Source organism: Citrobacter sp. On2M (genome assembly GCF_018035235.1).
Taxonomy (GTDB): domain Bacteria; phylum Pseudomonadota; class Gammaproteobacteria; order Enterobacterales; family Enterobacteriaceae; genus Citrobacter; species Citrobacter meridianamericanus.
This window is the reverse complement of sequence record NZ_WPCV01000004.1, coordinates 78443-92152: the sequence shown is the minus strand read 5'-3', so window position 1 is coordinate 92152 and position 13710 is coordinate 78443. Positions and strand designations below refer to the sequence as shown.

At 50.7% G+C, this 13710-nt stretch carries 13 protein-coding genes; 5 read left to right on the top strand and 8 right to left on the bottom strand.

The genetic code is table 11. The annotated features are described in order from the left end of the window. Positions 1–83: 83 nt before the first annotated feature. Together ahpF and ahpC are read right to left on the bottom strand one after the other, a co-directional pair. A complete protein-coding gene (gene ahpF / locus On2M_RS10730) occupies positions 84–1649 on the bottom strand; it encodes an alkyl hydroperoxide reductase subunit F (protein ID WP_151224914.1) in 1566 nt (521 codons plus the stop codon). Between the two features lie 186 nt (positions 1650–1835). Further along, entirely contained in the window at positions 1836–2399 is a 564-nt protein-coding gene (gene ahpC, locus On2M_RS10725; protein ID WP_004859485.1) for an alkyl hydroperoxide reductase subunit C, read from the bottom strand. Between the two features lie 374 nt (positions 2400–2773). On the opposite strand from ahpC, the gene dsbG reads away from it, so the two are divergent. From dsbG to On2M_RS10705, 4 genes are all read left to right on the top strand, one after another. Next, positions 2774–3520, top strand: a complete 747-nt coding sequence (gene dsbG, locus On2M_RS10720; RefSeq protein WP_151218735.1) for a thiol:disulfide interchange protein DsbG — start codon at positions 2774–2776, stop codon at positions 3518–3520. 206 nt (positions 3521–3726) lie between these two features. Further along, positions 3727–4632: a LysR family transcriptional regulator gene (locus tag On2M_RS10715; protein WP_210904814.1), complete on the top strand. Its 906-nt coding sequence runs from the start codon at positions 3727–3729 to the stop codon at positions 4630–4632. Between the two features lie 169 nt (positions 4633–4801). Continuing rightward, positions 4802–6025 (top strand): phosphoadenosine phosphosulfate reductase, encoded by a 1224-nt coding sequence (locus On2M_RS10710; RefSeq protein WP_187252832.1) that lies wholly within the window; start codon positions 4802–4804, stop codon positions 6023–6025. Next, on the top strand, positions 6010–6627 hold the full coding sequence (locus On2M_RS10705) for a ParB/RepB/Spo0J family partition protein (RefSeq protein WP_210904813.1): 618 nt from the start codon (positions 6010–6012) through the stop codon (positions 6625–6627). Before On2M_RS10710 ends, On2M_RS10705 begins: the two co-directional genes overlap by 16 nt. Here the strand turns inward: On2M_RS10705 and On2M_RS10700 are convergent, their stop codons facing one another. After that, entirely contained in the window at positions 6628–7788 is a 1161-nt protein-coding gene (locus On2M_RS10700; protein WP_210904812.1) for a pyridoxal phosphate-dependent aminotransferase, read from the bottom strand. Between the two features lie 133 nt (positions 7789–7921). Here On2M_RS10700 and On2M_RS10695 point away from each other — a divergent pair, with 133 nt between their 5' ends. Continuing rightward, a complete protein-coding gene (locus tag On2M_RS10695) occupies positions 7922–9010 on the top strand; it encodes an oxidoreductase (RefSeq protein WP_210904811.1) in 1089 nt (362 codons plus the stop codon). 118 nt (positions 9011–9128) lie between these two features. On the opposite strand, the gene On2M_RS10690 is transcribed toward On2M_RS10695, so the two are convergent. From On2M_RS10690 to On2M_RS10670, 5 genes are all read right to left on the bottom strand, one after another. Beyond that, positions 9129–9326 (bottom strand): YbdD/YjiX family protein, encoded by a 198-nt coding sequence (locus On2M_RS10690; RefSeq protein WP_151218731.1) that lies wholly within the window; start codon positions 9324–9326, stop codon positions 9129–9131. A 63-nt stretch (positions 9327–9389) separates the two neighbouring features. Beyond that, positions 9390–11495, bottom strand: coding sequence for a pyruvate/proton symporter CstA (gene cstA, locus On2M_RS10685; protein WP_187252835.1), 2106 nt, complete (start codon positions 11493–11495; stop codon positions 9390–9392). A 184-nt stretch (positions 11496–11679) separates the two neighbouring features. Next, positions 11680–12093, bottom strand: a complete 414-nt coding sequence (entH, locus tag On2M_RS10680) for a proofreading thioesterase EntH (protein WP_151224911.1) — start codon at positions 12091–12093, stop codon at positions 11680–11682. A gap of 2 nt (positions 12094–12095) precedes the next feature. Further along, entirely contained in the window at positions 12096–12851 is a 756-nt protein-coding gene (gene entA / locus On2M_RS10675; protein WP_151224910.1) for a 2,3-dihydro-2,3-dihydroxybenzoate dehydrogenase EntA, read from the bottom strand. Continuing rightward, complete coding sequence (locus tag On2M_RS10670) at positions 12851–13708, bottom strand: isochorismatase (RefSeq protein ID WP_210904810.1); 858 nt, start codon at positions 13706–13708, stop codon at positions 12851–12853. Before On2M_RS10670 ends, entA begins: the two co-directional genes overlap by 1 nt. Between the last annotated feature and the right edge of the window lie 2 nt (positions 13709–13710).

Here is a 13710-nt window from a genome sequence, read left to right as displayed (position 1 = left end):
TTGAAAATTTGTGAGCGGCGGAAATAAAAAAAACCGCCAGAGGAAAACTGGCGGTTTTGGTATTGCAGGTGTGTCTTACTTTTTTATGCTACTGTCGTGCGAATCAGATAATCAAACGAACTCAATGATGCCTTGGCACCTTCGCCGGTCGCAATGATAATCTGCTTATACGGTACGGTGGTGCAATCACCGGCAGCAAAAACGCCCTTAACGCTCGTTTCGCACTTGGCATCAATGATGATTTCACCCATGCGATTACGCTCAACGGCACCTTCCAGCCAGTTGGTATTTGGCAACAGACCAATCTGTACAAAAATACCAGCCAGTTCTACGCTGTGAACATCGCCGCTTACGCGATCACGATACGCCAGACCAGTGACTTTGCTGCCATCGCCTTTCACTTCTGTCGTTTGCGCGTTGAGAATGATATCGACGTTTTTCAGACTGCGAAGTTTATTCTGCAGCACCTGATCGGCCTTCATTTCTGGAGCAAACTCCAGCAGCGTGACATGTTCAACAATACCAGCGAGGTCGATTGCGGCCTCAACACCAGAGTTACCGCCGCCAATCACTGCGACGCGCTTGCCTTTAAACAGCGGGCCATCGCAGTGTGGGCAGTAGGTTACGCCCTTGGTGCGATACTGATCTTCGCCCGGCACGTTCATGTTGCGCCATTTCGCACCAGTAGCAATGATAATACTGCGAGCTTTCAGCACTGCACCGGATGCCGTTTCGATCTGATGTAGACCGCCTTCCTGCGCCGCCGGGACCAGTTTGCTCGCGCTCTGGCTGTCGATCACATCAACATCATAATCATCAACGTGTGCTTTCAGCGCGCCGGCCAGTTTCTGACCTTCAGTTTTGGGCACCGAGATATAGTTTTCAATATCAACGGTATCAAGAACCTGACCACCAAAGCGTTCGCCCATCAGTCCGGTGCGAATACCTTTACGTGCAGAGTACACCGCCGCTGCCGCGCCCGCAGGACCAGAACCGACAATCAGCACATCATAGGCATCGCGCTTGTTCAGCTCTTCGGCTGCACGTTTTTCTGCACCGGTATCCACTTTCGCCACGATCTCAGTCAGCGTCATACGACCCTGACCGAACTCTTTGCCGTTCATATAGACCGCTGGAACGCCCATCACGTTGCGCTCGGTGATTTCGTTCTGGAATGTCCCGCCGTCAATCGCCGTATGCTTGATACGGGGGTTGAGTACAGACATCAGGTTCAGCGCTTGCACTACGTCCGGACAGTTATGGCAGGAAAGCGAATAATAGGTTTCAAACTCAAAATCACCGTCGAGATCGCGGATTTGCTCCAGCAACGCCTGCGCTTCTTTTGACGGATGACCGCCGGTCCACAGCAGCGCCAGCACCAGAGAGGTAAATTCATGACCCAGAGGAGAACCGGCAAAGCGTGGTCCCTGATGAGAACCGGGGTTAGTAATCAGAAACGATGGCTTACGTACCGCCAGAGTATTGTCTTCTTTGAAGGTGACTTTTTCTGACAATTCAGCAATTTCAGTCAGCAGTTCCTTGATTTCTGCCGATTTAGCGCTGTCATCCAGCGTAGCAATCAACTCAACAGGTTTGGTCAGTTTCTCAAGGTAAGCCCTGAGCTGGGTTTTCATATTTGTGTCGAGCATTCTTCTTCCCTCTCTGAAAACATCATCATGCAAGCCGACTTCGCTGGACTGCATTAATGCAACTTGCGTCATGGTGCTGGAATGAAATGGGCGCGTCTGCGCCCATTGATTGCCGGGTGGCACTTCGTTTACCGGCCTACGGTTTCATAGGCCTGTGCAAGCGCATCACCGCAAGGCAAAACTGGCTTAGATCTTGCCGACCAGATCTAAAGATGGCGCTAAGGTCGCTTCACCTTCTTTCCATTTCGCCGGGCAAACTTCACCTGGGTGAGAAGCGACGTACTGAGCAGCTTTAATTTTGCGCAGCAGGTCAGATGCATCACGGCCGATACCTTCAGCGGTAACTTCGATTGCCTGGATGATACCCTGCGGGTCAACAACGAAAGTTGCGCGATCAGCCAGACCTTCATCTTCACGCATGTTGTCGAAGTTACGGGTCAGGGCGCCAGTCGGGTCACCGATCATCGCGTATTTGATTTTCGCGATAGTGTCAGAGCTGCTGTGCCATGCCTTGTGAGTGAAGTGGGTGTCAGTAGAGACGGAATAGACATCTACGCCCAGTTTCTGCAGTTCTTCATAATGGTCTGCAACGTCACCCAATTCGGTCGGGCATACGAAAGTAAAGTCAGCCGGGTAGAAGAAGAAGACGCTCCAGCGACCTTCGGTATCTTTCTCGGTTACTTCGATGAACTCACCGTTTTTGAACGCCTGGTTTTTGAAAGGTTTAATTTTAGTATTAATCAAAGACATCTGTACTTCCTCCGTGTTTTCGTTGAGAGATAAGTTAACGAAAATCTCTTCGCAGGGCTAATGCGTTTCCTTTATCAAATCAATAAGCGATAACTAACAACCCACTCAAACACATGTTGTGAACTTAACGATAAAAGTAAAAAAGGCCCCCTTTGCAGGGAGCCCCATTACCCGAGCTACCCGCAGGTAACATCAGTGCCAGCAGGACTGGCTATGTGTTGCGCTCTACATTACCTTAACAAAGGTCGTAACAGCGATTGGGATTACATCACCCAACTAAAGAAAGGGCAATCGATGGACGGTCGATCTTACCTATGGCTGCGATAGGTTTTACAACAGAGTCCCCTGTCCTTCTTATTTTATAAGGAAAATCAATGTTTAAACGCACCTTACTTTTAAGCCTGCTCCCTGCAGTGGTGTATGCCGAAGAACTGCCTGCTCCTGTTAAAGCGATTGAGAAACAGGGCATTACTATCCTGAAACCCTTCGACGCGCCGGGAGGAATGAAAGGCTATCTGGGAAAATACCAGGATATGGGCGTTACTATCTACGTCACGCCTGACGGTAAACATGCCATCTCGGGCTACATGTATAACGAAAAAGGAGAAAACCTCAGCAATGCGCTAATCGAAAAAGAGGTTTATGCCCCTGCAGGTCGCGAGATGTGGCAACGGATGGAAAAGGCATCCTGGATCCTGGACGGGAAAAAAGAGGCACCAGTCATTGTCTACGTGTTTGCCGATCCTTTCTGTCCTTATTGTAAACAATTCTGGCAGCAGGCGCGCCCGTGGGTGGATTCCGGAAAAGTTCAGTTGCGCACATTGCTGGTTGGCGTAATTAAACCCGAAAGTCCGGCTACCGCCGCTGCGATTCTGGCCGCAAAAGATCCGGCCAAAACCTGGCATGACTATGAGGCATCTGGTGGGAAAATAAAGTTGGAAATCCCGACCGCCGTCCCCCCAGAACAGATGAAAGTATTGAATATCAATCAAAAGTTGATGGATGACCTGGGGGCTAACGTAACGCCGGCTATCTATTACATGAGCAAGGACAATACGTTACAACAGGAGGTCGGGTTGCCCGATAAGGATAAATTAAACATTATCATGGGAAATAAATAAAGGTAATAGAATGAGTGATTGTTATCGTTCTCATTTCAATCACTCAGCACAATTCAAATTCCCCTCGTGAAAATTACGCAGATTGTGCTATTTTAGTTAAAGTTAATGATTCATTAAGCACAGAAACATAAACTACCAGAATAACTACCATTTAAAATATTCAAAATCTTTATTTTTCTCAACATAACTATTATTGGAAGGCATATATGGCTAATCTCTACGACCTTAAAAAATTCGATCTCAATCTACTGGTTATATTTGAGTGTATTTATCAACATTTGAGCATCAGTAAGGCTGCTGAAACGCTGTATATTACACCTTCTGCTGTTAGTCAGTCGTTGCAGCGACTGCGTACGCAATTTAATGATCCACTGTTTATTCGTTCCGGTAAGGGTATTACCCCGACGGTGACAGGCATTAATCTTCATCATCATCTTGAGAAAAACCTCAACAATCTGGAACAAACAATAAACATAATGCACAGTTCCAGTCTGAGCAAAAAATTTGTTATTTACAGCCCGCAATTTGCAACCAGACTGATTATCAACGAGTTAATTCATTCTCTCAGAGATGAGTCAGATATCGAAATTGAGCATCACGATATATTAATCTCCTCAGAAACGGCGGAGAACATATTGGTATACCGCAAGGCTGACCTGGTCATTACGACAGAGTCAATCAATAACCGCTCCATTATCTGTACGCCATTCACAACACTCGAGCATGTCCTGGCTTGCAGAAAAAATCACTCAAGAATCAATGAGTCAAGTACGATTGATGACATTATACAAGAGCAGTTTACATTTTTTCTTACTGAAAATGAAGGTATTAAAAACTTCCAGTCACAAATAGATAATGCTTTAATCAATCGTAACATTGGTTTCAGCAGCGATTCGACGATCTCAATCACCAATATCATTGCCAGCACGGACATAATCGGCGTTATTCCTCGGGCTATATACGAATACTATCGTACTTCTTTAGATTTAAAAGAGATCAATATTGATTTTACATTACCATCCATTACACTTTATTTAATGTACAACAGAGCCTCACTCAACAATAATGCTTTCGCTGAATACATAGCAAGAATCAGCCAGAATATTATTTAAAGCAGCAAGTGATATATTCAATCAATAAATTTAATTCATCCAGAGAATAATCTCTGTCGAACCATACAAATAAAGAATGCAGCGTAAATTGCATAACACATAAACTGGCATATCCAATTACAAGCATTTATTATGTCTGTAAATAATAAGATGCCGATATGGACTTGATATGTCTGTTTATAAAATTCCTCTGGTACAAAATGTTCTGGAGGCCGCTCAGGAACGCATAACCTGGACACTAGAAACTCTGCCACGCGTGTGCGTCTCATTCTCTGGAGGAAAAGATTCAGGGCTAATGCTACACCTGACAGCCACGCTCGCTCGTCAGTTAGGAAAAAAAATTAACGTCCTGTTTATCGACTGGGAAGCACAATTTTCCTGCACTATCGACTATGTAGTAGCTCTACGTGAACGTTATGCCGATGTCATTGAACGATTTTATTGGGTGGCCTTACCGCTCACCACCCAAAATTCACTCTCACAATTTCAACCCGAATGGCAGTGCTGGGAACCTGATACACCGTGGGTTCGTCAACCACCTGCGGATGCTATAACCGACCCTGAGTTCTTCTCTTTCTATCAACCCGGCATGACATTTGAACAATTTGTTCGTGAATTTGCTGACTGGTTTTCAGAGAAACGACCAGCCGCCATGATGGTGGGCATCCGCGCCGATGAGTCATACAATCGTTTCGTCGCTATCGCCAATTCTCATAAGCAACGTTTTGCCGATGATAAACCCTGGACTACCAGCGCCCCCGGCGGGCACACCTGGTATATTTATCCGCTTTATGACTGGAAAACCGCCGATATATGGACCTGGTTTGCAAAAACCAGAATGCCGAGCAATCCCCTATACAACCTGATGTATCAGGCTGGTGTCCCAACGCGCTACATGCGCATTTGTGAGCCCTTTGGCCCGGAACAGCGCCAGGGATTATGGCTATATCATGTCATTGAACCCGAGCGCTGGGCAGCCATGTGCGCCCGTGTTAGCGGCGTCAAAAGCGGGGGAATTTACGCTGGACATGATAATCATTTTTACGGTCACCGGAAAATACTCAAACCAGAGCATTTAAGCTGGCAGGAATATGCCATGCTGCTATTGAACAGCATGCCAGAGACGACTGCAGAACATTACCGCAATAAAATCGCCGTTTATTTACAGTGGTATAAGAAAAAGGGCATGGACAATATCCCGCAAATTCAGGAAAAAGATATTGGTTCAAAGGATATTCCATCGTGGCGGCGTATCTGCAAAGTCTTGCTGAATAATGACTACTGGTGCCGGGCACTTTCTTTTAGCCCAACAAAACCTAAAAACTACCAACGTTATAACGAACGTATGAAAACAAAACGCCAGGAATGGGGGATTTTATGCAGCAACGATTAACTCAGGAACTCACTGGTTTTCTTTCTGGCCTGTCAGAAGAAGAGCGAATTGAAGCGATCAATCAATTCAGAATGGCGATACACAGCGTCAGCCCCTTTCGCGATGAGCCTGTCGATTGTGTGTTATGGGTTAAAAATGATCATATCTCGCCCAACGATTACAATCCCAATAACGTTGCCCCGCCGGAGAAAAAGTTGCTGCTGAGATCCATCGAAGCCGACGGATTCACTCAACCTATTGTGGTGGTCCAGTCAACGGCGGAAGACTATGAAATCGTCGATGGATTTCACCGTCATGAGTTAGGTAAAAGCAAGCTATTGCTGAGATCACGCCTGCATGGCTATCTGCCCGTCACCTGTTTACAACGCGAACGCCACGAACGTATGGCAGCGACCATTCGCCATAACCGTGCTCGCGGGCGGCATCAAATTCACGCTATGTCGGAAATCGTTCGTGAATTATCACAGCTGGGGTGGAGTGAAGAGAAAATAAGTAAAGAGCTAGGTATGGACGACGATGAGGTTTTACGTCTAAAACAAATCAACGGCCTGCAAGAGTTGTTTGCCGACCGTCGATTCTCTAAAGCCTGGACGGTGAAATAGCTATAGCGAAACCAAACGTTCGGCTGCCGCTAGTAGCGTCGATTCTTGCTTGGCAAAACAGAGGCGAATCAACTTATGCGGAAAAGGATCGGCGCAAAAAACCGACAACGGGATCGCCGCAACGCCCACCTCAGTCGTTAGCCACTGGCAAAACTCAACGTCGTTAAGCGTAGAGACAGCACTGTAATCGACCAACAGAAAATACGTGCCTTCACACGGGAGTATTTCCAGGCGGCTATCACGCAAGGCATTCACCAATATGTCGCGTTTTTGCTGATAAAATGCTGGCAGCTCATGATAGTGCGCTGGATCTTCGCGCAGCATATCCGCCAGCGCCAGCTGCGCCGGCGTATTGACAGAAAACGTCAGATACTGGTGAACCTTGCGCAATTCTGCGCTAATGGCGGCAGGCGCGACGCAGTAGCCAACTTTCCAGCCGGTCATATGATAAGTCTTACCAAATGATGAAACGGCAACAGCGCGTTCACGTAGCTGGGGATGCGCCAGCACGCTGGCATGACCCTGTTCAGCGAAGCAGATATGTTCATAAACTTCATCACTGATGACAAAGATCTCGCGTTCTTTAATCGCCTGCCACAGCGCATCAAAATCGGCGTGATGCCACACGGTGGCAGAAGGGTTATGCGGTGTGTTAAGGATCACCAGCCGGGTACGTTCGCTGAGCAAAGCGCTAAACGCCCGCCAGTCGACGCGAAAAGACGGCGGTTGCAGCGCGATACGTTTCACCACCCCGCCGGATAATTCGACCGCAGGCGCATAGCTATCGTAACTTGGGTCAAAACAAATCACCTCATCACCCTGACGCACCAGCGCCGTAATTGCGGCGTACAATGCTTCCGTTGCCCCTGCGGTGACGGTCACTTCACTATTTGCGTCGGGACTAAAGCCGTATAACTGCGTGGTTTTATCCGCAATAGCTTCGCGCAGCGGCTGCACACCCGTCATCGGCGCATACTGGTTTGCACCATACGCGACGTGATACGCCAGACGTTCCTGCAAAAAAAGTGGACCGTCAAAATCAGGAAATCCCTGCGAGAGGTTAATGGCCTGATGCTGCTGCGCCAGCGCGCTCATTTGCGTGAAAATAGTGGTGCCCAGATTAGGTAGTTTGCTTTGCGGAATCAGCGGGTTATTACTCATTATTGTTATCCCAGCGTGTGATGTTGTGGTTGAAGCCACTATAGCACGATGCTAGCATTTGGCAATCAAGACGTTCAGACGTCTATATAAAAATAACCTGCCAGGACAGGACAGCCAAAAGGACAAACACAACATGAGTAATACCGAGATTCGCGTCGTCACCGGCCCGGCCAACTATTTTTCCCATACCGGCAGCCTGTCAAGACTCAACGATTTTTTCACTGCCGATCAACTCTCACACGCTGTCTGGGTTTATGGTGAGCGCGCCATTGATGCGGCCCGCCCTTATCTGCCAGATGCATTTCATCTTGCCGAAGCTAAGCGCCTGTTGTTCACAGGACACTGCAGCGAAACCGATGTAACTGAACTGCAAAAACTGTCAGGAGAGGATCGCAGCGTGGTGATTGGCGTGGGCGGCGGAACCTTGCTCGACACCGCCAAAGCGCTGGCTCGTCGTCTCGGTTTGCCTTTCGTGGCGATCCCGACCATTGCCGCCACCTGCGCGGCCTGGACACCGCTCTCTGTCTGGTACAACGATGCTGGCCAGGCGCTACATTTTGACATTTTCGATGATGCTAATTTTCTCGTACTGGTAGAGCCGGAAATCATACTCAACGCCCCAGAGGAGTATTTACTGGCGGGGATCGGCGATACGCTGGCGAAGTGGTATGAAGCTGTCGTTCTCGCGCCTCAGCCGGAAACTTTGCCGTTGACCGTACGCCTGGGTATCCATGCCGCACAGACGATCCGCGATGTCCTGCTGGAAAGCAGCGAGCAGGCGCTAGCCGATAAACAACAAGGCAAGTTAAGCCGCACATTTTGCGATGTGGTTGATGCCATTATTGCCGGAGGCGGCATGGTTGGCGGTCTGGGCGAACGTTACACCCGGGTGGCGGCAGCACATTCGGTACACAATGGCCTGACCGTCCTTCCGCAAACGGAGAGGTTTTTACACGGCACCAAAGTGGCGTACGGCATACTGGTGCAGAGCGCGCTGCTGGAACAAGATGATGCACTGGCGCAATTGATAGCCGCTTATCAGCGCTTCAACCTGCCAACGCGGCTGGCTCAATTAGATGTGGATATCAAGAATCAGGCCGAGATTGATAAGGTGATTGCCCACACTCTGCGCCCGGTAGAATCCATTCACGCGCTAGCGGTGACGTTAACCCCGGATACCCTGCGCACGGCGTTCGAAAAGGTAGAATCGTTTACAGGGTGAGCGAAAAATCTGCCGGGAGCAGATTTGCACACTGCTTGCAGCGGCCCTGTAGGGGCGAAGCCCAGGGATGGGCCGAGTAACAAAGCCCACATACCTGCAGCTTGAATTATGAAGATCATTAACAACAGCGCGCGCCGCCTTTGCCCCCATAACGCGCATCCTGGCGCTCGCGGAAAAATTCTTCGTAGGTCATCGGCGTCTGATCCGGGTGCGTGACTCGCATATGTTCAACATAGTTGTCGTAATCCGGTACACCGATCATTAACCGGGCGGTTTGGCCTAAATACTTTCCGGCTTTAGAGAGCGTTTCAAACATAGTGGTTACCTGTCGTACAAACGCCCTCCCCGTTCAGGAGAGGGCTAATTGGTTAAGAGAATATTAGTGCGCGCCTTTCGCCTGCGCCACGATCTCTTCGACATTCTCAGGCATCGGTTCGTATGGCGTTTCTTTCGACGTAGGTTTATCTTCTTTCAACGCTGCCAGTGCAGTTTTGATAGAGAACAGACCCAGCACCACCACGACCACCATGAAGAAAATGGTAAGCCCCGCATCCAGACGGTTGTTAAACACCAGCTGCGTCAGCTGTGACTGGGTGTACTGTGCCGGAATGTTTCCGCTGTCGATCATAGCCTGGAACTTGTTGGCGATAGCCAGGAAGCCGATTTTCGCATCCGGGCTAAACGCTTTCTGCCAGCCAGCAGTCAGGGTACAAATCAGCAGCCAGGCGGTTGGCACCAGCGCCACCCATGCGTAGCGTTGACGTTTCATCTTGAACAGTACCACTGCACAAAGCATCAGCGCCATACCGGCCAGCATCTGGTTGGCGATACCAAACAGTGGCCACAGGGTATTAATACCGCCCAGTGGATCCACCACGCCCTGGTGCAAGAAATAACCCCAGGCCAGCACGCACAGCGCTGTCGCCAACAGGTTCGCTGGCAGCGAATCGGTACGTTTCAGACCCGGTGACATCACGCCCAGCAGATCCTGCAACATAAAGCGCGCGGCGCGCGTACCGGCGTCGACTGCCGTCAGAATAAACAGGGCTTCAAACAAAATGGCGAAGTGATACCAGAACGCCACATCCATCATGCCACCCAGCGCACCGTGCAGAATATACGCCATGCCCACCGCCAGCGTCGGCGCACCGCCTGCGCGGGAGATAATGGATTGTTCGCCGACATCGTTCGCAATCTGATGCAGCGTATCAGGCGTGATAACAAAGCCCCAACTGCTCACGACTTGTGCCGCTGACGCAACCACATCGGTGGTTCCGGCAGGTGCCAGTACCGCCATCGGGCTGTTCATCGCAAAGTAAACACCTGGATCGATAACGCAGGCCGCCACCAGCGCCATAATGGCGACAAAGGATTCCATCAGCATCCCGCCGTAACCGATAAAGCAGGCCTGACCTTCATTCGCCAGCATCTTCGGCGTGGTGCCGGAGGCAATCAGCGCGTGGAAACCCGAGACTGCACCGCAGGCGATGGTAATAAACAGGAACGGGAACAAGTTACCACTCCAGACCGGGCCTGTACCGTCAACAAACTTGGTCAACGCAGGCATGGTCAGTGTCGGGCGCATGATCAGGATCCCTACCGCCAGACCAACAATGGTGCCAATTTTCAGGAAGGTAGAAAGATAATCACGCGGTGCCAGCAGCAGCCATACCGGCAGCACGGCAGCGACAAAACCGTATCCCACCAGCATCCATGTCAGCTGTACGCCGGTAAAGTCAAAATAAGGAGCCCAGGTGGGACTTTCCGCCACCCAGCCGCCGGAAATAATGGCGAATACCAGGAAGACCAGACCGATGACCGACACTTCACCAATGCGACCTGGGCGCAGATAACGCAGGTAAATCCCCATAAAAATCGCCAGCGGGATTGTGAACGCCACGGTATAGGTTCCCCACGGACTGTGGGTCAGCGCTTTCACGACGATCATCGCCAGTACCGCCAGGATAATCACCATGATCATAAAACAGGCCACCAGCGCAATAACGCCTGCCGTTGGGCCCATCTCTTCTTTAACCAGTTCGCCAAGGGAACGACCATCGCGACGGGTAGATACAAACAGTACCATGAAGTCCTGCACCGCACCCGCCAGCACCACCCCGGCCAGCAACCAGATCATACCTGGCAGATAGCCCATTTGCGCCGCCAGTACAGGTCCAACTAATGGCCCCGCTCCGGCAATCGCCGCAAAATGGTGACCAAACAGCACTTTTTTATCGGTGGGAACATAGTCCAGACCATCGTTATGACGCACGGCTGGCGTCATACGCGTCGGGTCCAGCGCCAATACATTTTTAGCGATGTACAGGCCGTAGAAACGATAAGCGATAAGGTAGACACAGACCGACGCCACGACTATCCACAACGCGTTGATCTGTTCACCGCGGTTTAATGCGATATAGCCGAGGGCAAATGCTCCCATTACGGAGAGCACTGTCCAGACGAGGTACTTCCCTGATTTGTTCATAGTTGTTATCCGTTGTCCGCTCCAGAGAGATGTTACATTTTGTTTCTATAACATCTTTTCTGAATTTAACAACCTGACAACCATACAAACCCGAAGTATCACTGAGTATTTACATTGCATTGTTAACTAGATCACTTCATTTACCTGTTAACGCTGCAATTTCATTTTACTTTTCAGGGTCACTTCACCCCATCACCGCAGTACCTAAACGGCAGGTGCAACAGCGTCGTCCCTGCTCATCAAAGATGACGATTTCCCAGCTCTGATTCTGACGCCCGAGGTGCAAAGGTTGGCAGACACCGCGCACTTTACCCTGCGAAACCGCCCGATGGTGCGTGGCGTTGAGTTCCGTCCCCACCACACACTGCCCGTCGCGAGTCATCAGATAACCCGCCATCGAACCCAACGTTTCTGCCAGAGCCGCAGACGCTCCGCCGTGCAGCAAACCAAACGGCTGATGCGTACGCTCATCCACCGGCATTTCGGCTTCCAGCACATCATCACTCAGTCGGGTATAGACCATGCCCAGGTGCGCCACCATGGTGTTCTGACTGGTGGCATTGAGTTCATCCAGCGTTAAATGACGTTTCCAGATCATCGTCATGCTCCCAGCGTAGAGCCGCCGTCTACCACGATATCCTGCAACGTAATGTGGCTGGCTAAATCGGAGGCAAGAAATAAAATCGTGTGGGCGATCTCCTGCGGCTGGGCGATTTTCCCCAACGGAATGCCGAGCTTATACTGCTCGCCAAATCCACGAATACGCTGCTGTTCCGCGTCATCGCTGACCCACAACGTACGCTGCATATCGGTATCGGTCGAGCCAGGCGAAACCACATTACAGCGCACACCGCTACCCGCCAGTTCAAGTCCGACGGTTAACGCCAGGCTTTTCAGCGCGGCTTTTGACGCCCCATAAGCACTCATGCCGATACGCGGCGTGTGCGCCGCATCCGATGCAACGGTGACGATCGCCCCACCCTGCTGGCGACGAAACTGCGCCATCGTCTGCTGAAACAGATTGAACGCCCCGCCCACGTTGACGGCGAAGGTTTGCTGCCAGTCCTCAACGCTAAGCTCGTCGGTTGGTCCCATACGCAGGATCCCTGCGGCATTCACCAGTATGTCGAGACATTCGGTATTCGCGAGCAAACGCCCGCATACCTGCGCCACCTGCTGCGCGTTCGCCACGTCCATCACCTCGGTGGCAAAGGGATACTCTGCCAGCGCGAACTCGCGGTCAAAGCCCGTAACCTGTGCCCCGGCGTCAATAAACGCCAGCGCCGTGGTGTAGCCGATTCCTTTTCCCGCGCCGGTTACCCAGACGGTTTTCCCTGTGAAGTCAAATCCGGCCATTACTTCACCTCGCGGGAGAGCAGCGTCCACCAGGCGTCAATGGTCGGTTTTTTCGCCAGCATGACGAAATCAATGTCGCCATGCACTTTACGCCAGCGGGCGGCCAGCGCCATCATGCGAACCGAATCCAGTCCATAGTCGATCAGGTTTTCATCATCCATCGGCTCTTCTGATTCATCCAGCAGCGGCAGAATAACGCGGCGCAACGCCTCTTTACTGGCCGGGACAGGCATCGGCAATAATTCCTGCGTCATCACCACACGCCCGGAACGTCCCGCCACATATTTCAGCGACATCAGATGTTCGTCACGGCTAAAGTCCGCCAACGCATCGGCAACCATAAACGGTTTGATATCACGCATGAAGGCGTCTGTTGCAGTGGTCATACAGCCAATATGCGCATACACGCCGGTAATAATCAGTTGATTACGCCCGGTTTCCTTAAGCATCTGTTCTAACGGAGAGCGATGAAATGCGCTGTAACGCCATTTCACCAGGATAGTATCTGCTGCATCCGGTGCCAGCGCTTCAACGATTTTTTGCTGCTCAGGCGAACGCGTCAGGCCCGGCCCCCACATATCATTAAGCAAAGCACGGTCCTCATCACTCTGCTCTTTCGGCTGGGCGGTGTAATACACCGGAATATTATGCGCTTTGCAGTACTGGCGCAGCGCGGCGATGTTCGCGACGACCTGCTCCATCATCGGGCAGTTATCGCCCCAAAAACCGATAAAATAGTCCTGCATGTCATGGATCAGCAGCGCGGCGCGTTCAGGTTCAAAGGCCCAGTCCACTTTGTTCACCGGAACATCAAGCGCTGTGGGTAGCGCATAAGCCTGCAGTTTAGGAATTGCCATCT

Excerpts from the sequence above, each read along its gene's own strand:
- ahpF (WP_151224914.1), bottom strand. The coding sequence starts at position 1,649 with ATGCTCGACACAAATATGAAAACCCAGCTCAGGGCTTACCTTGAGAAA.
- ahpC (WP_004859485.1), bottom strand. The coding sequence starts at position 2,399 with ATGTCTTTGATTAATACTAAAATTAAACCTTTCAAAAACCAGGCGTTC.
- dsbG (WP_151218735.1), top strand. The coding sequence starts at position 2,774 with ATGTTTAAACGCACCTTACTTTTAAGCCTGCTCCCTGCAGTGGTGTAT.
- On2M_RS10715 (WP_210904814.1), top strand. The coding sequence starts at position 3,727 with ATGGCTAATCTCTACGACCTTAAAAAATTCGATCTCAATCTACTGGTT.
- On2M_RS10710 (WP_187252832.1), top strand. The coding sequence starts at position 4,802 with ATGTCTGTTTATAAAATTCCTCTGGTACAAAATGTTCTGGAGGCCGCT.
- On2M_RS10705 (WP_210904813.1), top strand. The coding sequence starts at position 6,010 with ATGCAGCAACGATTAACTCAGGAACTCACTGGTTTTCTTTCTGGCCTG.
- On2M_RS10700 (WP_210904812.1), bottom strand. The coding sequence starts at position 7,788 with ATGAGTAATAACCCGCTGATTCCGCAAAGCAAACTACCTAATCTGGGC.
- On2M_RS10695 (WP_210904811.1), top strand. The coding sequence starts at position 7,922 with ATGAGTAATACCGAGATTCGCGTCGTCACCGGCCCGGCCAACTATTTT.
- On2M_RS10690 (WP_151218731.1), bottom strand. The coding sequence starts at position 9,326 with ATGTTTGAAACGCTCTCTAAAGCCGGAAAGTATTTAGGCCAAACCGCC.
- cstA (WP_187252835.1), bottom strand. The coding sequence starts at position 11,495 with ATGAACAAATCAGGGAAGTACCTCGTCTGGACAGTGCTCTCCGTAATG.
- entH (WP_151224911.1), bottom strand. The coding sequence starts at position 12,093 with ATGATCTGGAAACGTCATTTAACGCTGGATGAACTCAATGCCACCAGT.
- entA (WP_151224910.1), bottom strand. The coding sequence starts at position 12,851 with ATGGCCGGATTTGACTTCACAGGGAAAACCGTCTGGGTAACCGGCGCG.
- On2M_RS10670 (WP_210904810.1), bottom strand. The coding sequence starts at position 13,708 with ATGGCAATTCCTAAACTGCAGGCTTATGCGCTACCCACAGCGCTTGAT.